This window comes from Ensifer sp. BR816, from assembly GCF_000378985.1.
Lineage (GTDB): Bacteria > Pseudomonadota > Alphaproteobacteria > Rhizobiales > Rhizobiaceae > Sinorhizobium.
Genome location: NZ_KB905370.1, coordinates 3,334,100 through 3,358,399 on the forward strand (window position 1 = coordinate 3,334,100; position 24,300 = coordinate 3,358,399).

At 61.3% G+C, this 24,300-nt stretch carries 26 protein-coding genes and 1 pseudogene; 8 read left to right on the forward strand and 19 right to left on the reverse strand.

Annotated elements, in window-relative coordinates; all coding sequences use genetic code 11:
• Positions 1-74: 74 nt before the first annotated feature.
• Entirely contained in the window at positions 75-773 is a 699-nt protein-coding gene (locus RHIBR816_RS0115915) for a GntR family transcriptional regulator (RefSeq protein WP_018237562.1), read from the reverse strand.
• Between the two features lie 277 nt (positions 774-1,050).
• Between RHIBR816_RS0115915 and RHIBR816_RS0115920 the strand changes: the two genes are divergently transcribed.
• From RHIBR816_RS0115920 to RHIBR816_RS0115935, 4 genes are read left to right on the forward strand one after another with little or no spacing between them, the layout of a single operon-like run.
• Entirely contained in the window at positions 1,051-2,169 is a 1,119-nt protein-coding gene (locus RHIBR816_RS0115920; RefSeq protein WP_026187052.1) for an ABC transporter ATP-binding protein, read from the forward strand.
• Complete coding sequence (locus RHIBR816_RS0115925) at positions 2,166-3,056, forward strand: ABC transporter permease (protein WP_018237564.1); 891 nt, start codon at positions 2,166-2,168, stop codon at positions 3,054-3,056. The genes RHIBR816_RS0115920 and RHIBR816_RS0115925 overlap by 4 nt, the downstream gene beginning before the upstream one ends.
• Before the next feature lie 10 nt (positions 3,057-3,066).
• Positions 3,067-3,912 (forward strand): ABC transporter permease subunit, encoded by an 846-nt coding sequence (locus RHIBR816_RS0115930; RefSeq protein ID WP_018237565.1) that lies wholly within the window; start codon positions 3,067-3,069, stop codon positions 3,910-3,912.
• A 33-nt stretch (positions 3,913-3,945) separates the two neighbouring features.
• On the forward strand, positions 3,946-5,019 hold the full coding sequence (locus tag RHIBR816_RS0115935) for an ABC transporter substrate-binding protein (protein ID WP_018237566.1): 1,074 nt from the start codon (positions 3,946-3,948) through the stop codon (positions 5,017-5,019).
• A 313-nt stretch (positions 5,020-5,332) separates the two neighbouring features.
• Here the strand turns inward: RHIBR816_RS0115935 and RHIBR816_RS39000 are convergent, their stop codons facing one another.
• The 12 genes and pseudogenes from RHIBR816_RS39000 to RHIBR816_RS0115995 all read right to left on the reverse strand — a co-directional run bounded on the left by RHIBR816_RS39000 (position 5,333) and on the right by RHIBR816_RS0115995 (position 15,669).
• Entirely contained in the window at positions 5,333-5,857 is a 525-nt protein-coding gene (locus tag RHIBR816_RS39000) for a group II intron maturase-specific domain-containing protein (RefSeq protein WP_198294147.1), read from the reverse strand.
• A 320-nt stretch (positions 5,858-6,177) separates the two neighbouring features.
• Positions 6,178-6,843, reverse strand: coding sequence for a reverse transcriptase domain-containing protein (locus RHIBR816_RS34220; protein ID WP_018237568.1), 666 nt, complete (start codon positions 6,841-6,843; stop codon positions 6,178-6,180).
• Positions 6,771-7,076: a DNA-3-methyladenine glycosylase I gene (locus RHIBR816_RS34225; RefSeq protein WP_371259069.1), complete on the reverse strand. Its 306-nt coding sequence runs from the start codon at positions 7,074-7,076 to the stop codon at positions 6,771-6,773. The genes RHIBR816_RS34220 and RHIBR816_RS34225 overlap by 73 nt, the downstream gene beginning before the upstream one ends.
• A 246-nt stretch (positions 7,077-7,322) precedes the next feature.
• Positions 7,323-7,700, reverse strand: a complete 378-nt coding sequence (locus RHIBR816_RS0115955; protein ID WP_026187054.1) for a DUF3307 domain-containing protein — start codon at positions 7,698-7,700, stop codon at positions 7,323-7,325.
• Entirely contained in the window at positions 7,636-9,558 is a 1,923-nt protein-coding gene (locus RHIBR816_RS0115960) for an adenylate/guanylate cyclase domain-containing protein (protein WP_018237572.1), read from the reverse strand. Before RHIBR816_RS0115960 ends, RHIBR816_RS0115955 begins: the two co-directional genes overlap by 65 nt.
• A gap of 2 nt (positions 9,559-9,560) precedes the next feature.
• Positions 9,561-10,877, reverse strand: coding sequence for an NAD(P)/FAD-dependent oxidoreductase (locus RHIBR816_RS0115965; RefSeq protein WP_018237573.1), 1,317 nt, complete (start codon positions 10,875-10,877; stop codon positions 9,561-9,563).
• 3 nt (positions 10,878-10,880) lie between these two features.
• On the reverse strand, positions 10,881-11,354 hold the full coding sequence (locus RHIBR816_RS0115970; RefSeq protein ID WP_018237574.1) for a DoxX family protein: 474 nt from the start codon (positions 11,352-11,354) through the stop codon (positions 10,881-10,883).
• Complete coding sequence (locus RHIBR816_RS0115975) at positions 11,351-12,151, reverse strand: putative DNA-binding domain-containing protein (RefSeq protein ID WP_018237575.1); 801 nt, start codon at positions 12,149-12,151, stop codon at positions 11,351-11,353. Before RHIBR816_RS0115975 ends, RHIBR816_RS0115970 begins: the two co-directional genes overlap by 4 nt.
• Positions 12,138-13,167, reverse strand: a pseudogene (locus RHIBR816_RS34230) (DUF692 domain-containing protein). Before RHIBR816_RS34230 ends, RHIBR816_RS0115975 begins: the two are co-directional and overlap by 14 nt.
• A 35-nt stretch (positions 13,168-13,202) precedes the next feature.
• Entirely contained in the window at positions 13,203-13,472 is a 270-nt protein-coding gene (locus tag RHIBR816_RS0115985; RefSeq protein WP_018237578.1) for a DUF2282 domain-containing protein, read from the reverse strand.
• Positions 13,473-13,728: 256 nt separating this feature from the next.
• On the reverse strand, positions 13,729-14,811 hold the full coding sequence (locus tag RHIBR816_RS0115990; protein WP_026187055.1) for a patatin-like phospholipase family protein: 1,083 nt from the start codon (positions 14,809-14,811) through the stop codon (positions 13,729-13,731).
• Positions 14,812-14,838: 27 nt separating this feature from the next.
• On the reverse strand, positions 14,839-15,669 hold the full coding sequence (locus tag RHIBR816_RS0115995; RefSeq protein WP_018237580.1) for a 3-hydroxybutyrate dehydrogenase: 831 nt from the start codon (positions 15,667-15,669) through the stop codon (positions 14,839-14,841).
• A 171-nt stretch (positions 15,670-15,840) separates the two neighbouring features.
• Between RHIBR816_RS0115995 and RHIBR816_RS0116000 the strand changes: the two genes are divergently transcribed.
• The 4 genes from RHIBR816_RS0116000 to RHIBR816_RS0116015 all read left to right on the forward strand — a co-directional run bounded on the left by RHIBR816_RS0116000 (position 15,841) and on the right by RHIBR816_RS0116015 (position 19,241).
• Positions 15,841-16,776, forward strand: coding sequence for a LysR family transcriptional regulator (locus RHIBR816_RS0116000; RefSeq protein WP_026187056.1), 936 nt, complete (start codon positions 15,841-15,843; stop codon positions 16,774-16,776).
• Positions 16,777-16,887: 111 nt separating this feature from the next.
• A complete protein-coding gene (locus RHIBR816_RS0116005; RefSeq protein WP_018237582.1) occupies positions 16,888-17,382 on the forward strand; it encodes a cupin domain-containing protein in 495 nt (164 codons plus the stop codon).
• An 80-nt stretch (positions 17,383-17,462) separates the two neighbouring features.
• Positions 17,463-18,662 (forward strand): MFS transporter, encoded by a 1,200-nt coding sequence (locus tag RHIBR816_RS0116010; protein WP_018237583.1) that lies wholly within the window; start codon positions 17,463-17,465, stop codon positions 18,660-18,662.
• Positions 18,663-18,758: 96 nt separating this feature from the next.
• Positions 18,759-19,241 (forward strand): DUF302 domain-containing protein, encoded by a 483-nt coding sequence (locus RHIBR816_RS0116015; RefSeq protein ID WP_026187057.1) that lies wholly within the window; start codon positions 18,759-18,761, stop codon positions 19,239-19,241.
• Between the two features lie 655 nt (positions 19,242-19,896).
• On the opposite strand, the gene RHIBR816_RS0116025 is transcribed toward RHIBR816_RS0116015, so the two are convergent.
• From RHIBR816_RS0116025 to RHIBR816_RS0116050, 6 genes are read right to left on the reverse strand one after another with little or no spacing between them, the layout of a single operon-like run.
• Positions 19,897-20,934, reverse strand: coding sequence for a Gfo/Idh/MocA family protein (locus tag RHIBR816_RS0116025; protein ID WP_018237586.1), 1,038 nt, complete (start codon positions 20,932-20,934; stop codon positions 19,897-19,899).
• 7 nt (positions 20,935-20,941) lie between these two features.
• On the reverse strand, positions 20,942-21,391 hold the full coding sequence (gene aroQ / locus RHIBR816_RS0116030; RefSeq protein WP_007537427.1) for a type II 3-dehydroquinate dehydratase: 450 nt from the start codon (positions 21,389-21,391) through the stop codon (positions 20,942-20,944).
• Between the two features lie 33 nt (positions 21,392-21,424).
• Positions 21,425-21,793, reverse strand: coding sequence for a 5-carboxymethyl-2-hydroxymuconate Delta-isomerase (locus RHIBR816_RS0116035; RefSeq protein ID WP_018237587.1), 369 nt, complete (start codon positions 21,791-21,793; stop codon positions 21,425-21,427).
• A gap of 13 nt (positions 21,794-21,806) precedes the next feature.
• Positions 21,807-22,667 carry a shikimate dehydrogenase gene (locus RHIBR816_RS0116040; protein ID WP_018237588.1) on the reverse strand — a complete coding sequence of 287 codons (861 nt, stop codon included), beginning with the start codon at positions 22,665-22,667 and terminating at the stop codon, positions 21,807-21,809.
• An 18-nt stretch (positions 22,668-22,685) separates the two neighbouring features.
• Positions 22,686-23,459 carry an amino acid ABC transporter ATP-binding protein gene (locus tag RHIBR816_RS0116045; RefSeq protein WP_018237589.1) on the reverse strand — a complete coding sequence of 258 codons (774 nt, stop codon included), beginning with the start codon at positions 23,457-23,459 and terminating at the stop codon, positions 22,686-22,688.
• Positions 23,460-23,466: 7 nt separating this feature from the next.
• A complete protein-coding gene (locus RHIBR816_RS0116050; protein WP_018237590.1) occupies positions 23,467-24,291 on the reverse strand; it encodes a transporter substrate-binding domain-containing protein in 825 nt (274 codons plus the stop codon).
• Between the last annotated feature and the right edge of the window lie 9 nt (positions 24,292-24,300).

The window sequence follows — 24,300 nt, forward strand, 5'->3', positions numbered from 1 at the left end:
ACCGCTCGCTTTGCACGAGCTTCACAATTTTGTTGCAACAAAAATGCAGCGCGTCAAGCCCATGCAACAAAATCTTACGCCGATGTGCCAGCACCCCTCTCCAGGTTGGCGCGCTTCAGCCGGCGATAGCCATCGCGAATATCATTCTCCATCGCCGCCCTGAGGCTCGCCGCGTCGCGCTCTTCGAGAGACTCCATGGCGATCTCGTGGTTGCGAACGCCGTATTTCTCCTCGGCAAACTCTGGGTAGAGATTGTGCAAGGAGGGACCGATCCTCAGCCAGAGGCTTTCGATCATAGAAACGAGCTGGGGAAGGCCCGAAAGACGATAGATGGTAAAGTGGAATTCCTTGTTGTGCCACAACGCCTCGGCATAGCGCTTTTCTTGCAGGGCAGAGTTTATAAGCCTTTGTAAGGACTTTAGTTCCTCGACATTAGCGGGCGTGCCGTGCTGGGCGGCCTGCTCCGAAGCCAGCCCCTCGAGCGCCAGCCGTGTGAGCGTAATTTCTCGAAGGTCGGTCGCGTCGAGAACCGGTACGACAACCGTCTTTGGGCCGGTGTAAACCAGCGCACCCTCGCTCGTCAGCCGATTGATCGCATCGCGCGCGGGCGTTGTGCTGACATCCAGATCCTGGGCGACGGCCCGCACCGTCAACTTGTGCCCCGGCCTGTAGACGCCACGGATGATGCGCTCCTTCATTTGGCGATAGGCGGCATCCCCCAGTCGTTCCGGCGCTCTCTCAAGATCTGGCGCTTCGTTCAAATTGCCCGCCATTTCACTCTCTCAATCGGTTGACACTGTGAATTTTTGATGCAACAAAAATGAAGTATGAAGGTTTTGCAAAGTTTTTGTCGCATCAACGGCTCTTAGCAGCTTTCCCATGTGCCGTCACGCGGACCGAAGAGCGGCCCGCGAGACACCAGAGCCTCAGCAACAGGCACATCGTCCTGACTCGTCCGGGTCGGAGGAAGGCTTTTCATTGCGGCCAGAAAGCGGCCGTGCCCAGGGGAAAGACGCCGAAGAGCGTCAGCAGCTGAAAGGAAAGGCGAAATTGATCGGTCAGACTCTGTCCCTTGCGGGACTTCAAAAACGATACGGCGAAGCCCTTGCGGTGCGCGAACTGACGCTCGACATCGCAGCCGGGGAATTTGTCTCCCTGTTGGGGCCCTCCGGCTCCGGCAAGACGACAGCCTTGACGATGATAGCCGGCTTCGAGGCGCCGAGCGCCGGCAGGATCGCCATCGGCGGCCGGGACGTAACCCTCCTTGCGCCCAATCACCGGAACATCGGAATGGTGTTCCAGAAGTACGCGCTCTTTCCGCACCTGACGATCCGCCAGAACATCGCGTTCCCGCTCAGGATGCGCGGGCGGATGCAGAAGACCGCGATCGCGCGTCGCGTCGAGGAGATGCTGGAGCTCGTGCAGCTCTCCGGCTACGCGGAGCGCTATCCCAACCAGCTTTCGGGTGGCCAGCAGCAACGCGTCGCCGTCGCGCGCGCTTTGGCCTTCGAGCCGCCCGTTCTCCTGATGGACGAACCGCTCGGCGCGCTCGACAAGAAATTGCGAGAGGCGATGCAGTTTGAGATCAAACAGCTGCAGGAGCGGCTTGGGGCCACCGTCGTCTACGTAACCCATGATCAGGACGAAGCGCTGACGATGTCGGACCGCGTCGCTATCATGTCCGACGGCCGCCTGATGCAGTTCGGTACGCCGACGGAACTCTACCGGCAGCCGAACACCGAGTTCGTCGCGGACTTCATCGGCCGGATGAATTTTCTCGATGGCGACTGCCTCGATTGCACGGCTGAGCACACTGTTGTTCGTTTCTCGGAGAGAACGGTGCTTAAACTCCGTTCTGCGGCGAACGACGGCACGCGAAAATACGCGGCCGGAACGGCTCTGCGTGTGGCAATCCGTCCGGAACGGATGCGTCTTGCGAAGCGCGGCGATGGCGGGGCCGACGCGCTGCCGGGAGTCGTCGACGCCGCCGTGTTCGTCGGCTCTACGTACATCTTTCTCGTCCGCCTTGCCGATCGCCCGGAAGCAAGCCTGCAGGTACAGGTCGCCGCCGACGGCGTAGTCCCGTTCCAAAGGGACGACGCGGTGGACATCGTCCTCGACGGCGCAGCCGCGCACGTTTTTCCCGTGACGGAGAGGTGCGTGGCATGACGCGTTCACTCACACCACTCTCATCTTCGCCGTCATTCCGCCGGTCGAGCTCGGCACGCTTCTATTCGCCGACTGCCTCCCTGGCGTTGGTGACGCCGCTCATCGCGGCCCTGCTGGCCGGGTTCCTGTATCCGGTGGCGCGGCTGATCGCGCTGAGCTTTTCCGGGGGAACGCTCAGCCATTATCGGCGTGTTTTCACGGAACCGCTTCATCTCGACGTTCTCTTCGGCACGATCGAGGTTGCGTTCGTGGTGACAGTCGCGAGCCTGCTGTTGGGGTTCCCGGTCGCCTATCTCATGGCCCGGCTGAGCAAGGGCCTGGCCATGGCGGTCGCCGCCTGCGTCTTCATCCCGTTGTGGACCTCCGTCCTCGTCCGCTCCTATGCATGGGTCGTCCTTCTCCAGCGCAACGGCATCATCAACGGGCTGCTGATCGACACGGGCGTGACCGAAGGGCCGCTGAAGCTGATCTACACCGAGGGCGCTGTCATCCTCGCCATGACACATGTGCTGATGCCCTTCATGATCCTGCCGATCTATTCGGCACTGCGCGCCCTGCCCCCCGATTACGTGCGAGCCGCCCGCAATCTCGGCGCAGGTCCCATCCGGGCTTTCGTCGCCGTAACGCTGCCGCTCAGCCTTCCCGGTGTCTTTGCCGGCAGCGTCATGTGCTTCGTGCTGGCGCTCGGCTTCTACATCACCCCGGCGTTGGTCGGCGGACCCGGCTCGATGCTGATGGCGACGCTCATCGGCCAGCAGACAACGGTCCTGCTCGATTGGCCGTTCGCGGCGGCGCTTTCGACCGTGCTCCTCGCCGTTACGCTCCTTTTTGTTCTGCTGTTCCGCAGAATGCTATCGCTCAGCAAGGGATTGAACAGTGTCTATTGATCATCCCCGGGTGACGGCCCGATTTCCCACGCTCAAGGATGTTCTTGCCTCCCCCACCATTCGCTCCTATTCGACGGCTGCGGCTATCCTTGCAGCCGGTATCGGGATTGGCGGTATCCTCTTCTTCCTACTCCTGCCGACGCTGATCGTCCTGCCGATGTCGCTCAGCCAAACCGACTACATCGAGTTCCCGCCTCAGGGCCTCACGCTCAAATGGTATAGCGCCTATTTCAATGATCCGGACTGGATGGCTGCAACTTGGTTCAGTCTCAAGATCGCCTTGGCGACAACCGCGACAGCGACGGTCGCGGGTACCATGGCCGCTCTCGCGATCGTACGAGGATCGCTGCCGTTCAGATCCACGTTGCAGGCGCTTGCGCTTGGACCGATGATCGTGCCCCACATCATCCTCGGTGTGGCGCTCTACCTCGCCTTCTCGCCACTGCAGCTGACCGGCAGTTTTCTTGGGTTCCTCGTCGCCCATACCGTTCTGGCAGTGCCTTACGTGATCATCACCGTCACCGCGTCGCTGCAGCGCTTCGATCCGACGCTCGAACTGGCGGCTCTGAACTGCGGGGCGAACAGGCTGCAGGCGTTCTTCCTGGTCGTACTGCCGAACATCGTGCCCGGTGTCGCGGCCGCGGCCGTGTTCGCCTTTCTCGCCTCATTCGATGAAGCGACCGTTGCGTTCTTCATCTCCGACATCGGGGGCAAATCGATCGGCCGCAAGATGTTCGAGGATATCGACTTCAACCTGACGCCGGTCATTGCCGCGGTCTCGACCGTTCTCGTCGCGACGTCCCTCCTGCTCATGGGCACGGTTCATCTCATGAATGCCCACAAATCCCGCTCCTGATGACGAAGAGCTGCAAACGAAGGAAAATCTATCATGACCTCTCTCCTTTCGCGTTCCACAACAGGCCTGAGGCCGATCATCGCCGGATTGCTGTCGTTGATCGTCTTGTCGCTTCCGACGTTCGCCGCCGAACGAGTGATCATCGCGTCGACGGGCGGCGCCTATGACAAGGCGCTGCGAGCGGCCTGGTTCGATCCATTCACCAAGGCAACGGGCATAGAAGTGGTCACGGTCGCGGCGACCAACGCCGAAATGCGCGCCAAGGCCGCAGCAATGGTGAAAACCGGAACCGTCAGTTGGGACCTCTATCTCGACGGCGAGATCCAGGCCGCGTCCAAGGCGCATCTGGAAGTCACCGAGGATTTGACGGAGTTCTGCCGCCAATTTGCGGATCGCGAGGATCTCAGCGCCAATGCTTGCTCGGCCGGCGGGGCGCTGCTGCAGTCCACCGCCACGCTGTTGGCCTATAGGACCGGGAAGCCTGGGGAGCCCGTTCCCGAGACTTGGGCCGACATGTGGGACACCGAGAAGTTCCCCGGAGAGCGGGCCTTCCCGAATTTCGACGATCCCTGGCGCGTGATGGCCGCGGCGCTGCTCGCCGACGGGGTCAAGCGCGACGAACTGTTTCCGCTCGATATCGATCGCGCGCTGGCCAAGCTCGAGCAGATCAGGCCTTCCGTCTCGCTGTGGTGGAAGACGGGCGATCAGAGCGTGCAAGGGTTTCGTAACGGCGAGTATTCGCTTGGGCAGATCTGGTTGACGCGGGCGAAGGCGATGCACAATGAGGGACTGCCGGTCGCCTGGTCCTATAAGGCCTCCTTTCTCGTTGGCGACCGGATAGCGCTGCTGAAGGGCGCGCTGCACCGTGAGAATGCGCTCAAGCTGATGGCTTTCTGGCTGAACTCTCCGGCGGCCCAGGCCAAGGCATGCGAGGTTCTGTCCTGCACGCCCCCAAGCAGCGAGGCAATCGCGATGATGTCGGACGAGGCGCGCAAGACGATGCCGCAGGGGGACGACGTTCGGGATTACGTCATCATTCCCGATGCTGAGTGGATCAACGCCAATGCTGCGATGATGCTGCAGCGCTGGAACGAGTGGATTCGCTGACGTCGTGCAGCGCCCATGTGCATGGAAGTGGAGGCGCAGCGGCCCCGCAGCGCCTCCGCCGTGGAAATCGTCTGAAGGTGAATTCTGCTGCTCGAATGAGCCAGGCGCCCGCTTTGGGAGTGAGCGTAGGTCCACACAAGCACCGTGTACGTCCTGCCCCAGAAGCAGTCGCACGACATTTTCTGATCAGCGGCCGGTAGCGGTAGAGTCGAGGTGTGGCGCGGGTTGCTGTAGGTCGAGCATATCTGTTTCCGCCCCTTTCGTCTGGCGGTGCCTTAGCGGCTCGACCGTGACTCCCGTTTCCACACCCCGCTCATCGAACCGGACATGCAGATCTCCCGCATCCGGCTCTCGGACAAGCTCTCACGCCTTCACCCACGGCACGCCACGTCCAAGTCGGGTCAGACGTACCAGCCCATAATGCTGGTATAGGTGCGAGTCTGGATATGACCCGCCCTCTTCCGTCTGGTCTTGTGCTTGAGCGCAGCCACCGGCGCAACCGCACTGCGGTATAGCTGTCGAGCAGCCGATACGCCTTGCTGGTGGTCCCTACCGAGAAGTAGTTCGCCCAGCCGCGCAGCGTGCGGTTCAACTTTGCAACCAGCAATGTGGTCTCTTGCCATGTCCCCTTTCGGTCTGTCAGCGCGTGGACAGTCTCGACCGCGCGCCTGATGCTTTTCTTCGATGGCCGATAGCCCAAGCGGGCTTTACCGGTTCTCGCCGAGTACATCCGTCCGAACGTGTAGCCCAGAAAGTCGAACTCGCCCTCCGGCACCTTGCAGATGCGTGTCTTGTCCAGGCCGCCCGGCCTGTCCCTCGCGGGCGTCCGGTTGGTCATCCCTGACCACGTCCTGGGGCTTCCCGTGTTGCGTGCGCTTTCCTTGTGTACATGCTGCCGCCACTACCCCGGTGCAGCAGATGGGCTCAAACGTCGCTCAAACTCACCCATCCATATCAGCCTTCCCCGCAAGGGTTGACGGGTCGGCCTGCACATCGACCTTTTCGAGGCTTGCTCGGCGTTCACTCGCGTTGCGGCCTGCACACTCGCGCGGTCACCAATTTCGTGACCCGCTAATCGAAGGCTTTTCGCGGTAGGAACGCCCATTACTGGGCGCCCCCCGCTCAGATCCACACGTGCGGCTTTCCCGCATGCGGCTCCTACCTCGGGTGGTTGACGGCAAAGCGTCGGTCCGGCCACGGATGAAGGATGCGAGGGACGGGGAGCCAGTCATCACTTAGCTTCTCCACGCGCCCCCAAACGAGCCGACTCCTCTGGCCGCGCCGCTCAAGCGTGCGCCTCCACAGGTTAGTCACACAGAGCCGGAACGCCGTCAGCGCTCGGATGTTCGTTGGGACCGCGAAGTAGGCGTAGTGACCGGTCATGACCTGCCGCAGCCATTTCCCCTGTTCGGGGGTCGGCCAATGCATGCGCCGCCGCAGCTCCGCCTTGAGGTCCTGAAGCTTCGCTCGCATGCGGTCACGCCGGGTCTTCCGCCTAAGCTGGAAGCGCCCTTGGCGCGATGTTCCGCAGATGAGCGTAAAGCCCAAGAACGCGAAGGTCTCCGGCTTGCCGAACCCGCGCTGCTTGCGGTTGGCCGCCGCGAAGCGGCCAAACTCAATCAGACGGGTCTTGTCCGGATGGAGCGACAGCGCAAACTCCTCAAGCCTCGCACGCATCGCATCGAGGAAGCGACGGGCGTCGTCCTCGCGCTCGAAGCCAACGACCACATCATCGGCGTAGCGCACGATGATCATGGCGCCGGTGGCCTCGCGCTGTCGCCAACGCTGGGCCCACAGGTCGAACACGTAAAGCTGCCGTGCCATTCATCATCAAGATCGACGCAAAGCTGATCGCACCTCTTCGACCGAGGCCCGTATGATGCAATCCTTGAATGATGGTTGACCAACCCCATCGCCTGCATAAAGGCATACACGGTGGTGGGGCCGACGAATTTCCATCCGCGCTTTCGCAGTTCCTTCGACAGTGCTTCGGAGGCGGGTGACGTCGATCGGCTTTGCGGCCGCCCGCCATCATCAGAACGCTCGAACCGCCACACGAATGCCGCCAAGGAGCCTTCCGTCTAGACCAGTTCGCAGGCGCGGCGCGCATTGTTGATGACGGCCTCGATCTTGCCGCGATGACGAACGATCTGAGGCTCCGGGAGAGCGTCTTGCGGGGCAGCAGAGGTGACCACTTTATCGAAGCTCCCCCATCAACGCAGTGCCCATAGCGGGCACGATATGCACACAGTTCACCCAGGGCATTCGAGATGAGCGCATCCTGGTCGCCGGCGACAAAGGCTCTACACCAGCGTAGCCAAGATCAAGCCCGCATAGGTAAGTTGGTGCATCAATTGATCCGCACCATGCATAGCCCAGTAGACGCGGGTCGAAGCGTCGGCGCTACTGCGCAGTGACAAGAACGCCTTCGCGTAATCGATGAGGTAATGAACGATGAATTCGGCAAGGACGAGAACGACAATCCGTCCCAAGTCGACGCCGACCAGAAGCAGCGCCGGAACGGTTCCGAGCGCATGGGTCCCCGCATGGACATAGCCGCCGATCATCCGCAAATCGCCTTTGCCACGCAGAACCCAGGCCGGCTGCAGCACGTAATCAGCGACGAAATGCTTGAGCTGTAAGCAAGCAATCATCATCGCCGTGATAAGTGCCATTTCCATTGTTTCCTCCCTGATACGCGACATCCGGCGGGTCGATCGTGTACACGGCCACTGGTTCGGCCTTTCCGCGGACCGTGGCCAGGCCGAGAGACGTCGTGGGCGACAATCCATCGGACGCCTGCACAGTCGCATCGCTGAGGACGATCTCGACGCCACGCTCCTTGGCAACGCCCACGAGCCTACTCGCCAGATTGACCGTGTCGCCGATGGCGGTGTAGCTCAGCCGCTCAGCCGAGCCGATATTGCCGATCAGCGCCGTCCCGCTGTTGATACCGATGCGTACGCGGACCTCGCCATGCCCGAGCGAGACGGGCGGCTCTCTGTGCATCGCATCCCGGATTGCCTTTGCGGCGCGGCAGGCCCGAGCGGCGTGATCCGCCTGCCTCCCAGGTGCATTCCAGATGGCCATAACGGCATCGCCGATGAACTTGTCGACCGTACCGCCCTCCGCATGGATGGCGGCGACCGCAGTCGTCAGGAAGCGCGTCAGGTGCGGCTCGACGGCCGGTCCGAGCCTCTCGGTCAGTTCCGTGAACCCGGGCAGGTCGGCGAACATCACCGTTATGTCGCAAAGCTCACCGCCCGGCTTCGGCTCGATGCTACCTTCGACGAGCAGCCGCACGACGTCGAGCGGCATGTAACGAGCAAAGGCCGAAAGCCCGATCGACATACGCTTCAAGGCGTCGGAGAAGTCGTTTAGCTCGGCCAGAACGGTCGGGTAATGCCGGACGCTCTCAAGCTCGAAATGCTCGACCGCACGCAACTGTACCGCCAGCCGCGCGAGCGGCCGGGCAAAGAGCAAATTGGCGAAGACGACGGCCGTGGTTGCCGCGAGGCCCGCAATTGCCAACACTGTGATCGGAATGCGCCGGATATTCTCGTCGATGCCGCTTGCGAAGGTCGACCGAGGCGTGGCGGTGATGAGCCGCCATCGCTCAAACGGAAGGCGCGACGACGACACAAAGACCGGTCCGAGTGCGGCGCTTTGCGTGACGGCACGAAACGCGGTTCCTCCGTTGAGAGCCACCGCCTCTGCCGCGGCCGCCGCGATGGCATCAGACGCCGGGAAATCGGAAAAATGCGCCGCCATCACACTGTCGGAAGGCTGCGAGGTGGCCAATACGCGGCCATGCTCATCGAGAACAAAAGCCTTGCTCCCGACTGGTATGTTGAGCGCCTGGAGGGCTTGCGACAGGCGTCTGAGACTAACCGCCACCATCACCACGCCGGCAAACTTCCCGAACATGTCGACGCGCGTCGAGAGCACGATGGATGGCTCGAACCCGTTCGGCAAAACATTGGTGACCGTCCAGACAGGGCCACCTCCGTCCCTTCCCAGGCGATACCAGGGCGTGCCGAGCGCCACATAGGCGCTTTCCGCCTTGATGCGCTGCTCGAAAAAGATGTCTCCGGGGATCGGCCGATAGCGGTCACGCCTGAGTTGACGCGACTTTCCCGGCTCGGCGACGCCGATTTCGACCATTTCGATCCGCCCGTCGGCGGTCGCATGCGAACCGAAGAAGCGCCCATCCGGAAAGCCGAAACCGATCCAGGCGATCGCCGACTGTTCGCGTAACAGGGAAAGGAAGAGGAACTCGCGCTTCACCTCGTCGCCGGCGCCGATGGCACCCTGGAAAAAGATGGATCGGACGATCTCAGCCGTGCTCGATACGAGGGCGAGCGTCGAGGTGAGATCATTGCGGACGGACCCGGCCGTCTGCGTATCGAGACTGGCTACGACCTCGTCGATGTTCTCACTGGCGGCGCGCTGCCAGATAAGATGGATGAACGCGGCAGTCGACAGGACCGCGAGCAAGAGCAGGAGCACGACGACTTGGGCGAGCTTCGGGCGATACATCGCTATCCCTCGTGTCGACCGGTGATCAAGCGGGCGGTCCGATCGTTGCGGACATAGGCAAGGGCCCAGTCGAGAAAGACCACGAGGCGATTACGGAAGCCGACGAGGAACCAGAGGTGGGCGAAGTTCCAGACGAGCCATGCGGAATAGCCGGAGAGCCGGGCCTTGCCGAAATCCGCAACTGCTGCCTTGCGGCCGATGGTCGCGAGATTGCCGTAGTCACGGTAACGGAAAGGCGTCGACTGCCGTCCCGCCACGTCGTCGAGAAGGGCGCGCGCCGCGTAGCGACCCATCTGCTTGGCCGCCGGCGCCACGCCCGGTACAGGGCGTCCGTCCTCACCAGTGACTGAAGCGGTGTCACCGATGACGAATATATCGCCGTGCCCAGGCGGATTGAGGCGCCCGTCGACCAGGACACGTCCGGCAGGGTCGGCCGGCGCGGCGATCCACTTGGCGGCGCGCGAAGCCATAACGCCTGCGGCCCAGAGAATGCAGGCGGAGCCGATTTCAGTTCCGTCGGCCAGCTGTACGCCGCCGTCATCGCAGCCGGCGACGGCATTGCCGAGCAGGACCTCGACGCCAAGCCTTTCGAGTTGTCTCTGGGCCTTTCTCGAAAGGCAGGGCGGCATCGCCGGCAGTATCCGCTCACCCGCCTCGACAAGCACGACCCGGGCGGAGGATGAATCGATGCGCCGGAAATCACGCACGATCGTCCTTCGCGAGAGCTCGGCGATGGCGCCGGCGAGTTCGACACCAGTCGGCCCGCCGCCGACGACAACAAAGGTCAAGAGCGTCTGGCGCAAGCGGGGATCATCGGTCACCTCCGCCCGTTCGAAGGCGGAGAGGATGCGCGCGCGGATCGCCGTCGCATCCGTGATTGTCTTCAGGCCCGGGGCGTGGTCCGCCCAGGCGTCGTTGCCGAAATAAGTGTGGCGGGCGCCGGTCGCGACGATCAGGTAGTCATAGGGAATGCGTCGGCTGTTGGTCACGACGCATCGCGCGGCGGTATCGACCGCCTCGACCTTGTCCATCAGGACCGTGGCATTCAACTGCCGCGAAAGAATGCGGCGGATCGGCATGGCAATCTGCGCGGGCGAGAGCCCCGCGGTCGCTACCTGGTAAAGCAGAGGCTGGAACAGGTGGTAGTTTCGCCGGTCGATGACGGTGACTTCGACCGGCGCGCGGCGAAGTGCCATCGCCGCGTTCAGGCCGCCGAAGCCCGCACCGAGAATGACCACGCGCGGCCGGTGCCTTGTCTGGTCCGCGCCGGCCGCGATCTTGCCCGGCGCGGAGCCGCTCTTAACATGCGTCACCGACATCGCTCAGCCTCCGGCACGGATGCGTCGGGCGACCAGATGATCGACGGAAAACACTCCCGCGCCGCGCGACAGGATGAGCAGGAGCAGGCTCGTCCACATCAGATGCTCGACCCAATGCTCCGGGTAGACGAAGATCTGGATGGTGGTGACGACGCCGATCAGCATCAGCGACGCGAGCCGCGCGAGCAGTCCCAGGGCGAGCATCGCCGCGCCACTGAGTTCCGCCGCTGTTGCCATGAGGGCGGCCAGTCCTGGATCGAGCAGCGGCACGCGATATTCGAAGGCGAACAGCTGGAGCGTTACCGGCCAGGATGCGAGCTTCGTCTGGGCGGATTGCCAGAAAACCTCCGCGATCGCCACGCGGGACGCCAATTGCACGATCGATAGCGGCAGGGCGGTCGCCAACGCCACGACAGTGTCGTGAAGCCTGTATATCGTTCTGGAAATACTGACGGGTGTTGCGCGCATTGTGGTCATGACACTCTCTCCTGTTGGTTGGAAGACCCCTTCATGCGATGGATGCCGACGACGAGTTCGCTGACGAAAAGGCCCGTCAGCGCGCGGGCGATATCGAGCTCAGGCGAATGGCGGCAGGCGCGAGCGACCGCAGCCTCGAGTCCGCTGCCCCGCATCAACATGTGCCAGAACGCAAACTCCGCTGCGTCGAGGCGCAGGAAGCGAACGGTGTGGGCATGTCTCCACAGCGCGATGCGCTCCGGTTCGCGTTCGAGATTCGAGAGCCTGTCGGGATCGCCTCCCTGCTGGTGCGCTGCCCATATGCTGAGGGCAGGCCAGCGGCACAGAACAAGTCGCAGCGAAGGCTGTAGAAAGAGCGCGAAGGACCCGCTCGAAAGCCCCTCGTAGAGCTCGGTGAGTGTGCTTGGTCGCTCCAGCGGCGCATCGAGCGCTTCGGCGATCTTCCACTCCAGGCGCGCCACCTCGGAAACGGAGGGCATATCGGCGGTTCCCTCGAAGCGCGCGAGGAATGGCGCAAATCCTGCGCCGTAGCGTGAAAGGCGCGGCTCTTGTGGCGGGCTGTTGCGGATGAAGCAGCCGGCCACATAACTGAAGTAGCGCTCGTCGAGCAGCCGCACCGTCACGGGAAACACGGCCTTCAATGTCGTCGTGAGCGAGACCAGCGTATTGTTGCGGTAGATATTGAGCCGCCTTGCGGGATCGAAACGACCCCGCTCGAGGAGCGGCAGGATATCTGCGGGCCCGGTCGTCAGAACCGCACGCGCGACGACGCTCTGCAGGGTTTCAATGGAGGACATGGCCGTCCCTCCTGCAATGGTCCGATGCGCACTTGCCGCAAGCGGCTCTAACTGCCGCGATGGCAGCGAGCGCCGGGAAACGGATGCCACTCGCGTCGTCGCGGGGTAGCCTCATTGTCTCGAAACGGCTGTCCGGCACGGTGATCGGCGGCTCCTCTGTGCGCTCGCCGAAGGCGATACTGCGGGCGAGCATGTCCGCCCACATGGCTTCGCCCAACAAGACCTCGAGCGGCGGCACATCCGTGTCCCATTCGATCAGTGTCGGTCGCGGGCCGATCCTGCGGAGAGCGTGGACATAGAGCGACCAGACGGCCGGCGGTACGCGCGACCCATGGTCGTCAATGAGAATGACGTCGCCGTCCACTTCATTGACTGCATGGCCGGCTAGGTGGATTTCGCCGATCGCGTCGGCAGGCAGGGCGTCGATGAAGGCCAATGCATCGTATTCGAGGTTGCTTGCGGAGACATGGACGTTGTTGACGTCCAGCAGCAAGCCGCAACCGGTCCGGTTGACGAGCTCGCTCAGGAACTCGGCCTCGGTCATGCTCGATTCCGCGAAGGCCAGATAGGCGGAGAGGTTTTCGATGAAGACCTGACGCTTGAGCATGTCCTGCAGCCGGCCGATGTTCCCGGAAACGATGGCGAGCGCCTTCGTCGTCGTAACGGAGCGGCAGGAGGTCGTTGAGGTAGGCGCCGTCGGCGACGCTCCAGGCAAGGTGCTCCGAGACGATCGCCGGCTGGAAGCGCTCACAGACGAGACGCAGCCGCTCCAGATGCGCTTGGTCGAGACCTGAGGCGCTGCCAAGCGACAGTCCGACGCCGTGCACCGAAAGCGGATAGACCTCGCGCAGCTTAGCGAGCGCCTCCACGGCCGCTGATTGGCCCATGTAGTTTTCGGCATGGACTTCCAGCCAACCCGCAGCAGGCCTGCGGGAAAGCATCTCGGCAATGTGTATGGAACGGAGGCCGATGCCCGCAGCGCACGGCACCGGGTGGGTTGGAAACGTCTTGGGCATCGGTCTACTCCCTCTTTGCTTGTTGTCGGAGGCCGTCAGGCCTTGGGGGCGTTGCTGCCGCCGGCGATCTTTCCGCAGGTGCCGGCAGGCACGTAGATCCAGGCGTCCGCCTGATCGTCCATCGTCGAGGTGCCCGCGCAGGAATGGGTGGCTGTCTGGCAGTCGTTCTGCCCGGCCTTGACGATCCCGTAGCACTTCTCGAACGAGAACTCGGGCTGGGCGGCCGGTCCTGCCGATGCGGTCGACGCCGAGACGGAGGCGATCGCGGCAAGTGCGGAACTGATGAGCGTACGAGTGTTGATCATTGAACATCTCCTGGATCTGATGTTGTTCAGACCGGGTGTCGGCCTGATACTGACAAGCTTCGCAGACCGCTCGAGCTCTTTGAAATGCTGTTCAGGCATGGTTTCGATAGGCCGAACTATCCGCCGGTGACGGGCGCACCTGAGACGAAAAAAGCCCCCCGGATCGGGCCGATCGGGGGGCAGGACGGCCATCGGGAGGGAGACGGCAAGGGAGGTGCGGCGACGCGCCGAGATTGGTCGGGAAGCGCTGAGGCGTCTAGAGGTAACGCGTACTGATATCGACGCTCGAACGCTTCCCTATCGCGTCGTAGTTCGCCATCAGCCAGTCCTCCGCGCACTGTCGACCGCGGTCACGGAGGTCTACGAGGGCTCCCCACTCGGCATTGAGCTTGCTCGAGACGCTGAGGTTTCTCATCGTCTCGTCGTCGGAGATGCCATGTACGAAGATGCGCTTGAGACCAAGAGAATTGCCGGCCTCGGAATCGATCAGGTGCGTCACGAAGGCGATTGCCCGCATCTCCCTCAACAATGAAGAGTTGAAGCTGATTTCGTTGATCCTGTTCAGTATTTCGGCTGCTGTGCGCGGCAGTTCCGTTCGCTCAAGCGGGTTGATGTGCACCACCAGCACATCCGGCGTCTCGCAGCCGTAGATCAGCGGGAAAATGGCCGGGTTCCCCATGTAACCTCCGTCCCAATAGGCCTCACCGTCGATCTCTACGGCTTGAAACAGGAACGGCAGGCAGGCCGAGGCCATTACGGCGTCGATCGAGATCTCGTCATTGGAAAAAACCTTGACCTTGCCGGAGCGCACGTTGGTCGCGCAGATGCTCAGCTTCACGGGACAACGGGACATTCGGATCGCATCGAGATCGATCGATTGCTCCAGAACCTGACGCAGCGGATTGTAGTTCAGTGGGTTGAACTGGTAGGGCGAGAGCAGCCGCGTCACCATGTCGAAGATGACGAAGGCCGGCGAATGCTCCAAGGATTTCGACCCGGTCACGCGGTCGAGCAAACTCGGCTGCAGCGGACTGAAGGCTGCCGCATGGCTGATGCGGCGCCAGAAATTGGCGAGAGCCCTTTGCGCGCCGCTGCGCCCGCCCTCCGCAAGCCCATAGGCCAGGACGGCGGCGTTCATCGCGCCGGCACTGGTCGCAACGATGCCTTCGAAGGAAAGGTTCGCCTCCTCGAGCAGCCGGTCGAGCACGCCCCAGGTGAATGCGCCATGCGCACCGCCGCCCTGAAGCGCCAAGTTTATCGTTCGTGGTGGACGGACGTGCACGGACGCCCTTTCATGCTCGTGAGACGCCGGCAACTTCACGTTGGCGTGCTTGTTCATGGCTCTCCTCCTTTTTCGCCACGGCAATCAATGCGCTGTCCATCCGCCATCGACGGGGATCGCTGCCCCCGTTATGGAGGCTGCGGCACTGGTGCACAGAAAGACACTCAGCGCGCCCATCTCCTCGACGGTCGCGAAGCGCTTGGTCGGCTGGTTCTTCAAGAACACATCGCGGATGACGGCATCGCGCGCGATGCCGTGGGACTTTGCCTGGTCGTCGATCTGCTGCTCGACGAGCGGCGTCCAGACATAACCGGGGCAGATCGCATTCGCCGTTATGCCGAATTCGGCGCCCTCCAGAGCTAAGACCTTCGTCAGACCGATGAGGCCGTGCTTGGCCGCCACGTAAGCCGATTTGAATGGGGATGCGACGAGCCCATGAGCCGAGGCGACGTTGATGATGCGTCCATACCCGCGGGCCTGCATTTGGCCATAGGTCGCCTGAACGAGATGGAACGCGGCGGAGAGGTTGACCGCCATGATCGCGTCCCACTTGACGGCCGGAAATTCGGCAATCGGCGCCACATGCTGGATGCCGGCATTGTTGACGACGATGTCGATGTGGCCGAAGCGCGCGACGGCGCGCGCCACCATCATCCGGATTGCCTCCGGGCTCGACATGTCCGCGCTGTCGAAGGCGACGTCGACGTCGTTTTCGTCCGCCATCGCAGCTCGTTGCCCCTCGATCTCGGCCGGGTCGCCGAAACCGTTGAGCATCACCGCGGCACCCGCCCTTGCCATTGCCTGTGCGATGCCGAGACCGATACCACTTGTTGAACCGGTCACGATGGCACTGCGGCCCTCGAGCGTTCTGCGCCCGAACATTGAATCGATCTCTGCGTCAGTTGCCTTGAGCATGTAACGTCTCCTCACGTCTCGGCCGAACAGCCTTTTCGAGTAGAGGATGGCGCCATATTCATTCCAACTGAAATGCTACTGTGCTATGAAATCGATAGGTGAATTGCATTGGTGCAGGCGCCACGGGCATAGGAAGTTGGCCGCCTCGACAATAACCTTGCGGGGGCGGGTATGGATATTCACCACGTGCGGTATTTCCTAGCAGTCTGCGAAACGCGGAACTTCACGCGGGCGGCAGAAAAGTCCAACGTGACCCAGCCAGCACTCAGCCGGGCAATTCAACAGCTCGAAGACGAGGTCGGTGGGCTCTTGTTTCGGCGGGAACGGAACCTGACCCACCTTACGGATCTCGGAAACCTACTTCGACCACGATTCCAATCAATTCTCGACGAACTATCCGGCGTTAGGCAGGAGGCGTCCCGCTTCCTGTGCCTTGAGGATGCGCATGTGAAGGTCGGCATCATGTGCACAATCGGGCCGCGTCGGTTCACCGGTCTCCTGACCGACTTCAACATGCGCCACCGAGGCATCCAGCTTCAGCTCGTCGAAGGCGTGCCGTCCAGGCTTTCAGAGCTGCTCGAAGAGGGAGAGATCGATGTCGCTATCATGGCGAGCAGCGACCGCTTTCCCGAACGCTTCGACGTGACGCCGCTGTTTCGTGAAAGATTCATGCTTGCCTTTCCCGCCGGTCACCGTCTCTGCCAATACGAGGCCGTTCCCATCACCGCGATAGATGGTGAAATTTACCTAAGGCGCGTGAACTGCGAATATTGGGATTACCTGACGGACTTGTGCGAGTCCTCTGGCGTGAAGACGCGAATCTCCTATTCGAGCGAGCGGGAGGACTGGATTCAAAACATGGTGGCCGGCGGACTTGGAATCTGCTTCATTCCCGAATACAGCGCCGTCATTCCTGGCCTTCAGGTTCGGCCCGTCGTCGAGCCGGAGGTTAGTCGGGAGGTCTGCCTCGTGACCGTCGCGGGGCGTCGGTTCTCGCCGGCCGTTGCCACCTTCGTCGCAGCCGTCAAATCCTACGGCTGGGCCATGCCGCATTCCAGCATAGACATGCGCCGGTCGGCCGCCGATACCTCACCTCTTCCACAATAGCTCTGAGCTATGGAATTCAAAAGCAGGCGGCATTTCTTTGTCGCCTGAATGTCCCGCAATCTCCTCATGCCGGCGGAATGTCTCCGGCCGGACCATAAAGGAGAAACGGACATGACCCAGAAATCCATTGCAGGCCGCCCCTCATTGGTCGTCGCCGTGGCGCTCGGCCTCTTTGCAAGCGCACTCGCGTCGCCGTCGGCCATGGCGGGCGAATGCCCCAAGGATCAAGTAGCGGCGGATGCGATGGCGCCGGGCGCGACTGCGCCGGAAGGTGTTACCGACGAAGTCCTCGCCTCGATCGATCTTTCGTCGAAGGGCGGCGACTGGAAAGGCAATGTGCTCAGGCTGCGAAAGCTGGTTGTGCAGCCGGGTGGCGTCGTTCCGTGGCATGCGCATGATGCGCGCCCTGCCAATATCCTGATCCTTGAAGGCACGATCACCGAATACCGCAGCAGTTGCAAGGTGCCGATCGAGCACAAGGCGGGCGAAGTGACCCCCGAGTTCGGCGATCTTGCCCATTGGTGGAAGAACAACGGCGAAAAGCCGGCCGTGCTCTACTCGGCCGATATCCTGCCGCCGATGGCGGACAAAGCCGACACCATGTGAGCGCCGCGACAGTACAACTTCCCTAACTCGGACGTTTCCGGCCACCGGCGGGAAACGTCCCCGCTCCAGGAGAAAAGGCGATGACGAACCTCGATCGCGCCGCGCCGGCGCCTGTCTCCGTTCTGGCCAACCCGGCGGCAGAACGCTTGCACTTCGGTATCATTTCACTCATCGCATTTCTGACACTCGTCGATCTCTTCGCTGCCCAGGCAATCTTGCCGTCGCTGCAGAGGCAGTTTGAGGTCAGCCGTGCCACGATGGGCTTCGCGGTCAACGCCAGCACCTTGGGCATGGCGGTCGCCGGCCTCGCGGTCGGCATGTTCGGACGCTCGCTCGACCGGCGCAACGGGATTTGGATCAGCCTCACCTTGCTTGCCGTGCCGACGGCCCTGCTCGCTGTAACCCGGGACATAACGCTTTTCGCCGGCCTTCGCGTGGCGCAGGGCCTGTGCATGGCCACAGCATTCACACTCACCATGGCCTATCTTGCAGAACATTATCCGGCCGACCGTGCAACGGGGGCCCTCGCCGCCTATGTCACCGGGAACGTCGCGAGCAACCTATTCGGCCGCATCCTCTCGGCTTGGGTGGCCGATATTGGCGGGTTGTCGATCAACTTCCTGACCTTCGCCGTTCTCAATCTGGCGGGTGCGGCATTGGTCTGGACCACATTGAACCGGACAGAACGCATGATGCCGAACCGGCAGATGCATAGCATCAACGGGAGCTGGCGCTGCGTGCTTGGCAACCGGCAGCTGCAGAGCGTGCTTGCTATCGGCTTTCTGATCCTTTTCGTGTTCATAGGGACCTACACCTACGTGAATTTCCGGCTCGTTGAGCTGGGTCTCTCGCCCATGGAGCTCGGCCTCGTCTATTTCGTCTTCCTGCCGTCACTGTTTACGACCCCACTGGGCGGGGTAATTTCGCGCCGCCTTGGAGCCGCACCGGCGATCATGCTCACCCTCTTGGTCGCGATCCTCGGGCTCATCGCCTTGTTGAGCAGCGGCCTTGCCGTGGTGCTCTCCGGTCTCGCGCTAGTCGCCGTCGGCACTTTTCTCGCCCAGGCTCTGGCTACAGGCCATGCGGGTCGCATCGCCGACGCCGAAAAAGCGGCCGCGAGCGGGGCCTATCTCGCGTCCTACTATACGGGAGGCCTCTTCGGCAGCCTGGTGGTCGGCCAGATCTACGATCACCTTGGATGGAGCTTTTGCGTGCTGGCGTTGGTGCTGGCACTCTTGATCGCCATCCTCATGGCTCTGCCTCTACGCGCCAAGTCATAAGATCCGATTATCGAAACGGACAAGAGACGGCATTACCAAAATCCAGCGGCCGCACGCATCCTTGAGATGCCGCTTGGCAACACAGAGGAGTTTCAGATGATCACGATCAGCAATGGAATACGGTCGACCGCCCTGATTATCACCGCGGTCGCGACGTCGGCTCAAATGTCGATAGCACAGGCAGGGAACAGCGACGGGGTCGTCACCGTCAAAAGCCGCTATTCGGTCGGCGAAACGGTAGACCGGATCAAGCATAGCGTCGAGGAAAAGGGCATCACGCTGTTCGGCGTCATCGATCAGGCGAAGCTCGGCAACGCCGCCGGCAACAAGGTACTTCCGTCGCGTCTGGTGACATTCGGCAACCCAGCGCTTGGCACAACATTCATCACCGCCAACCCTCTCGCGGGTCTCGATTGGCCCGTCCGCGTTCTTGTCTACGAAGCAGAGGATGGATCGGTCTACGCTGCCTATACCGACTTCGACTGGATCGCCAAGCGCCATCGTATTGCAAACAGAAAACACGAATTCGTCATGGCGTCGGAGGTGATCAGGGCCGTTACCGATGACGTGAAGAAATAGTATTCCTTTAAGCGCTCGCCTAAACTCTCTAAAATGAGCTTTGGCGAGCGCATAATCCGTATTGGTCCGCACTGAGCTTTCGATCTGAGCGTCGATTCGCGCTTGCCGAAATGCGTCGCTGGAAAGTGTTCCCGTCAAAACATTTGCGATTAGTCCTGAACGTGAACGTCCTGACGGCGCGCACCGGGCTCGTGAAGAACGGCTCCCGACCCAGTGCGGACATCCGAACCCAAGTACCGAAAGACAAAAGGTACGCTCAAGGTGGACGTTGATTTCTCGCCTAAGTCGGCTGCAAGCAGTCACCCAGAAATTCGATGAAGCGTTGCGTCGTTGCCGGAAGCGGGCGTGTTTCGATGGCGGCGAAGACAGAGCGGCCGCAGTGATGCAGTCGGCCATCGGCCAAATCCTCGGCGACGATTTCCTCCGCCAAAAGGGCGATGCCTAAGTCGAGCGTGGCCAGCTATCCGGCATGCGGCGCATGCAGCCGATTTGAGGAACGTCGACGTGGCTTAACTGCCAGCGGTCTCGAACAGGAGCGCTCGAAAACAGGACCGCCGCACTGCTCGTTCGTCGGTGGTGAGCCGGCGTTCACCTCGCATCGGATGCAAGGAGACGGAAGGGCGAGCAGGCGGTTGCGTTAAACATTACTCAGGCGTCAGTTCAACTCGATACGTTCTCCCGTTGCCGCCGAGCGTTTTACCGCATCGACTACCCTCAAGGTTTCGAGCCCCTCACGCCCGCTGACAAGCGGCGGTTCGTCTCCGCGGATCACCTTGCAGAATTGCCTGATCTGCAGAACGAGCGGGTCCTCGTCGTCGACCTCGATACGCGTTTGGTCAAATGGTTCCCACCAACTCCGTTTACCAGGATTGCGCCAGACCTCGAGCGACGGAACAGCCAGCGATCCGTGCGTTCCTCCAATCATGTAACAGGATTGCTCGGTTTTGGGGTAAGCCGGATTCTCTCCGGTTGTCATCTCCCAGCTCCACGGTGCGACCACCGCGTCCGAGACTGTCGCAGTTCCCAAAACTCCATTCTTGAACTCGATCAGGATCACGGCCGTTTCCTCAACTGCGTTGCCGCGCACCGCGTTGGACTCGCGTGCTTGAACCGCAGCCACATCGCCGAAGAGGTAGCGCAGATTATCGACATCGTGGATGAGATTGAGGAAAACCGGCCCCGCACCGCGCTCACGACGCCACGAGATGTCGAAGTAATCGTCGGGCTTGAAGAGCCAGAACATCGCATTGACAACAAGAACGCGGCCGAGCTTCCCGCTTTCGATGATTTCCTTTGCCTTATGCATCACCGGATTGTGTCGGCGGTGATGGCCGGTCAAAAGAGGAACACCCTTTGCCTCAGCCGCTGCGATCAGCTTTTCCCCGGACATAATGTCATCGGCGATAGGCTTCTCGATGAGTGCGGGAATGCCGGCTTCAACGGCTTCCAACCCGTTCTGGACGTGAGCCGGGTTGGGCGTAGCCACGATGATCCCATCAGGGCGGTCTGCGGCAATCATGTCTGCGAAACTTGCAAACCACTTCACGCTGGCTTCCTTGGCAATGGTCTCGCCAACCGGCGTGGGATCGACCACGGCACTGAGTTGCGCCGAGGGCTCGGCCAGGACGTGCTGAATATGGCGCTTACCGATGAGGCCTGCGCCAAGTACGGCCAGCTTAACCCGTTGGGTCATGGTCACCTCAGCCCTTGCTCGCCGCCTTGATCATTGTCGCCGCGCGCCGGATTCCAAGCTGGTATCCTTCTGTTCCAAGGCCGCAGATCACGCCGTCCGCGCGGTGCGAAACGAACGAATGGTGTCGGAAGCTCTCGCGCTTGTGCACATTGGAGATGTGGATCTCGATCACAGGCCCTTCAAATGTGTTCAGAGCGTCGAGGATGGCGAGTGACGTATGGGTAAAGGCTGCCGGATTGATGACGATGCCCGCACCGTCCTCGCGCGCCTCATGAATCCAATCGATGATCTCGTATTCCCGGTTGCTCTGATGAAAGCGGATTTCATGGCCGAGTTCGGCTGCCAGTTTGCGGCAGTCCGCCTCTACGTCTGCGAGCGTTTCATGCCCGTAGATGTGCGGCTGGCGTTTGCCAAGCAGATTGAGGTTTGGTCCATTGAGAACGTAGATCAGGCTCATAGTATATTTTCCTTCTTGAGCACGTTGTCCTGGTCAGACGAACGCGATTGCTTGAACAGCAAAATCAGGATCCGACTCGTAGAGATCTGCGCGCAAGCCGATCCTCCCAGCTTCGAGAGCAGGCGCGGCGATCGCCCGCGCGGACTCGAGAACGGCAGTGAGAAGCTTCTGCTTGGTCTCTGCAGTACGACCCGGTGCCATCCGCACGATGATTTGGATGAAATGATTATCGACATCCTCATCGCCCACGCAGGAGTATGTCGCCTCCCGCGCAAGCGTGCGCACGGCGGAAGGTTTCACGAGGCCGCCATCGCGAACGCAGCGATGCACGGTCAGCGTGAGCCGGTCCATGGCTACGTGCTCGCCTGCGCCCCGGCTATAATCGATGATGATATGCGGCATTGGGATCTCTCCATCAAGCCGACAGGCGGCACAAGTCCATAAAGTGACGGGACATGCGCTCTGCGTCGGGTGCTATCCCGGTGAACAATTCGAAAGCCGCTGCTGCCTGGTAGACGGTCATGCCGCCGCCACGAAGGGTCCGGCAGCCTTTTCTTTCGGCGAGAGCAAGGAGCTCTGTGACGAGCGGCATATAGACGATGTCGGCGACCCAATGCCGTGGCAGAAGCCATTCCGGGTCGATCGGCAAACCAGGATGGCTCTTCATACCCGTCGGCGTCGCGTGGATAAGGCCGTCCGCGGAGCCCAGGACGCTGCCGACATCCGTCGTGGCACGAGCACAATCCCTTGAGAACCGATCGTTCAACTGCGCAGCCAAGGTTTCTGCTCGTTTCGAATCCTGGTCAAAGATCGATAATCTCTCAATACAGAGCTTGATTGCGGCATGCGCCACGGCGACACCGGCGCCGCCGGCGCCAAGCAGGACGGCATGCGACTTCGCGACGTCCGGGAGGCCACGCTGGAAATTCTCGTAGAAGCCGTACCAATCAGTGTTGTGGCCGATCCTCTCACCGTTGCGAAAGACCACGGTGTTGACCGCACCGAGCATCTCTGCATCCTCGGAAAGGCGATTGAGGTGGGCAATCACCGACTGCTTGCACGGATGTGTAATGTTGCTCCCGGCAAAACCGCGCCGCTCCTCCTCGTCCAGGAGGTCCGGCAGCGCCGAGGCAGGAAGGCCTCGCTCGGCCAGGTCGAGAAGCTCGTAGCGGTAATCGAGGCCCTGATGTCGAGCTTCCGTTTCGTGGAGAGCCGGGGACTTCGACATTTGAATGTCGGCCCCGATCAGTCCCACGAGGAATTTCTTGTCGTGCATTGGTATCGCTTTCGGACGTCAGTGGTGGGCAAGGATTTCGCCGAGGAAGGTTTTTGTGCGTTCGTGCTTGGGAGACTTGAAGAAGACCTCCGGTTCGGCCTCTTCGACGATTTCTCCGGAGGCCATGAAGATGACGCGATCAGCGACCTGACGGGCAAAGCCCATTTCATGCGTGACACAGATCATCGTCATGCCGTCACGGGCAAGCCCGATCATGGTGTCGAGCACCTCCTTCACCATTTCAGGATCGAGGGCAGAGGTCGGTTCGTCGAAGAGCATGACCTTCGGCTCCATGCAGAGTGCGCGAGCGATGGCAACGCGTTGTTGTTGTCCGCCGGATAGCTGCGCAGGATACTTTTCCGCCTGGTCAAGGATCCGAACGCGCTCGAGATATTTTCGAGCCAGTCGCTCTGCGTCAGTGCGGCTTGTGCCTCGAACACGCATCGGGGCGAGTGTACAGTTCTGAAGTACGGTCATGTGGGGGAAGAGATTGAAGCTCTGGAAAACCATTCCCACTTCGCGACGTATCGCATCGACGGATTTGGTGCTTCCGTCCAGTACCTGACCCTCGACGACGATCTTGCCTTCCTCGATCGTTTCGAGGGCATTGATGCAGCGGATTAACGTTGATTTTCCGGAGCCTGACGGCCCACAGAGGACGATTTTTTCGCCTTTGCGGACCGACAGACTGATGGATTTCAAGGCATGGAAAGCGCCGTACCACTTCTGCACGTCCTCAAGGGAAATCAGCGTCGGTTGATCTTTTGCGGAATTGAGCACGGAACGCTCCATCAGGGCTTTAATTGACGGTGAACGGGATGTTCGGAATGGATTCCGGGAACTGCGGCAGCTCGATCGCCATCCACTTCTTCGTGATGGCAGCAAGCTCACCATTGGCCTTGATCTTGTCGATGAAGGCGTTGACGGCTTCGTTCCAGTCCTTCTCGCCGAGACGGGTCCCGACGCCGTTGTAGGTCGTCAGAAAGTTAATCTTGCGCTCATAGGTGCCGGCACTCGCCGCATCCAGACGCTGACCATAGAACTGGTTGCCGCCAACCGCCTTTACCTGTCCGGAGATCAGAGCCTGGATGGTTGCGGCGTCGTCATCAAAGCGGCGAACCGTTGCGGTGGATCCTACGGCATCCGTTACTGCCTTATCCTGCGAACTGGATTTCGGAACGCCGATCTCCCATCCCGCAACGTCTTCAGACTTCGTAACCGCGTCGGACTTCGCGGCGTAAAGCGAAATCGTGTTGGCGGCGTAGGGCTTGCTGTATTGAATTGATTTCGCGCGTTCTTCCGTCATCGCCATCGTTGCGAACAGGATGTCGACTTTGCCGGTCGTCAGCGCCGGAATGCGGTTGGCAACGGCGAGCGGCTGGAATTGAACCTCCACGCCCAATTCCTTGGCAAAAAGATTGGCGACGTCAGCGTCGAAGCCGTCCTGCACGCCGCTTGAGTTGACGAACCCCCATGGCGCATTGTCGCCCTGGATGCCGACCACAAGCGTGCCCTTTGACTTGATTTCCTCCACACTTGCCGCAGAGGCGGTGGCAGCGCCCACGGTTACGAAGGCAACGGTTGCCAGTGCAAGTCCGAGAAAATTCCTGCGATTGTTATGCATGCTCATTCT

What these genes read in the sequence shown, in the direction of transcription:
- RHIBR816_RS0115915 (WP_018237562.1), bottom strand. Translation starts at nt 773, where the DNA reads ATGGCGGGCAATTTGAACGAAGCGCCAGATCTTGAGAGAGCGCCGGAA.
- RHIBR816_RS0115925 (WP_018237564.1), top strand. Translation starts at nt 2,166, where the DNA reads ATGACGCGTTCACTCACACCACTCTCATCTTCGCCGTCATTCCGCCGG.
- RHIBR816_RS0115935 (WP_018237566.1), top strand. Translation starts at nt 3,946, where the DNA reads ATGACCTCTCTCCTTTCGCGTTCCACAACAGGCCTGAGGCCGATCATC.
- RHIBR816_RS39000 (WP_198294147.1), bottom strand. Translation starts at nt 5,857, where the DNA reads ATGACCAACCGGACGCCCGCGAGGGACAGGCCGGGCGGCCTGGACAAG.
- RHIBR816_RS34220 (WP_018237568.1), bottom strand. Translation starts at nt 6,843, where the DNA reads ATGGCACGGCAGCTTTACGTGTTCGACCTGTGGGCCCAGCGTTGGCGA.
- RHIBR816_RS0115955 (WP_026187054.1), bottom strand. Translation starts at nt 7,700, where the DNA reads ATGGAAATGGCACTTATCACGGCGATGATGATTGCTTGCTTACAGCTC.
- RHIBR816_RS0115960 (WP_018237572.1), bottom strand. Translation starts at nt 9,558, where the DNA reads ATGTATCGCCCGAAGCTCGCCCAAGTCGTCGTGCTCCTGCTCTTGCTC.
- RHIBR816_RS0115965 (WP_018237573.1), bottom strand. Translation starts at nt 10,877, where the DNA reads ATGTCGGTGACGCATGTTAAGAGCGGCTCCGCGCCGGGCAAGATCGCG.
- RHIBR816_RS0115970 (WP_018237574.1), bottom strand. Translation starts at nt 11,354, where the DNA reads ATGACCACAATGCGCGCAACACCCGTCAGTATTTCCAGAACGATATAC.
- RHIBR816_RS0115975 (WP_018237575.1), bottom strand. Translation starts at nt 12,151, where the DNA reads ATGTCCTCCATTGAAACCCTGCAGAGCGTCGTCGCGCGTGCGGTTCTG.
- RHIBR816_RS0115985 (WP_018237578.1), bottom strand. Translation starts at nt 13,472, where the DNA reads ATGATCAACACTCGTACGCTCATCAGTTCCGCACTTGCCGCGATCGCC.
- RHIBR816_RS0115990 (WP_026187055.1), bottom strand. Translation starts at nt 14,811, where the DNA reads ATGAACAAGCACGCCAACGTGAAGTTGCCGGCGTCTCACGAGCATGAA.
- RHIBR816_RS0115995 (WP_018237580.1), bottom strand. Translation starts at nt 15,669, where the DNA reads ATGCTCAAGGCAACTGACGCAGAGATCGATTCAATGTTCGGGCGCAGA.
- RHIBR816_RS0116000 (WP_026187056.1), top strand. Translation starts at nt 15,841, where the DNA reads ATGGATATTCACCACGTGCGGTATTTCCTAGCAGTCTGCGAAACGCGG.
- RHIBR816_RS0116005 (WP_018237582.1), top strand. Translation starts at nt 16,888, where the DNA reads ATGACCCAGAAATCCATTGCAGGCCGCCCCTCATTGGTCGTCGCCGTG.
- RHIBR816_RS0116010 (WP_018237583.1), top strand. Translation starts at nt 17,463, where the DNA reads ATGACGAACCTCGATCGCGCCGCGCCGGCGCCTGTCTCCGTTCTGGCC.
- RHIBR816_RS0116015 (WP_026187057.1), top strand. Translation starts at nt 18,759, where the DNA reads ATGATCACGATCAGCAATGGAATACGGTCGACCGCCCTGATTATCACC.
- RHIBR816_RS0116025 (WP_018237586.1), bottom strand. Translation starts at nt 20,934, where the DNA reads ATGACCCAACGGGTTAAGCTGGCCGTACTTGGCGCAGGCCTCATCGGT.
- aroQ (WP_007537427.1), bottom strand. Translation starts at nt 21,391, where the DNA reads ATGAGCCTGATCTACGTTCTCAATGGACCAAACCTCAATCTGCTTGGC.
- RHIBR816_RS0116035 (WP_018237587.1), bottom strand. Translation starts at nt 21,793, where the DNA reads ATGCCGCATATCATCATCGATTATAGCCGGGGCGCAGGCGAGCACGTA.
- RHIBR816_RS0116040 (WP_018237588.1), bottom strand. Translation starts at nt 22,667, where the DNA reads ATGCACGACAAGAAATTCCTCGTGGGACTGATCGGGGCCGACATTCAA.
- RHIBR816_RS0116045 (WP_018237589.1), bottom strand. Translation starts at nt 23,459, where the DNA reads ATGGAGCGTTCCGTGCTCAATTCCGCAAAAGATCAACCGACGCTGATT.
- RHIBR816_RS0116050 (WP_018237590.1), bottom strand. Translation starts at nt 24,291, where the DNA reads ATGCATAACAATCGCAGGAATTTTCTCGGACTTGCACTGGCAACCGTT.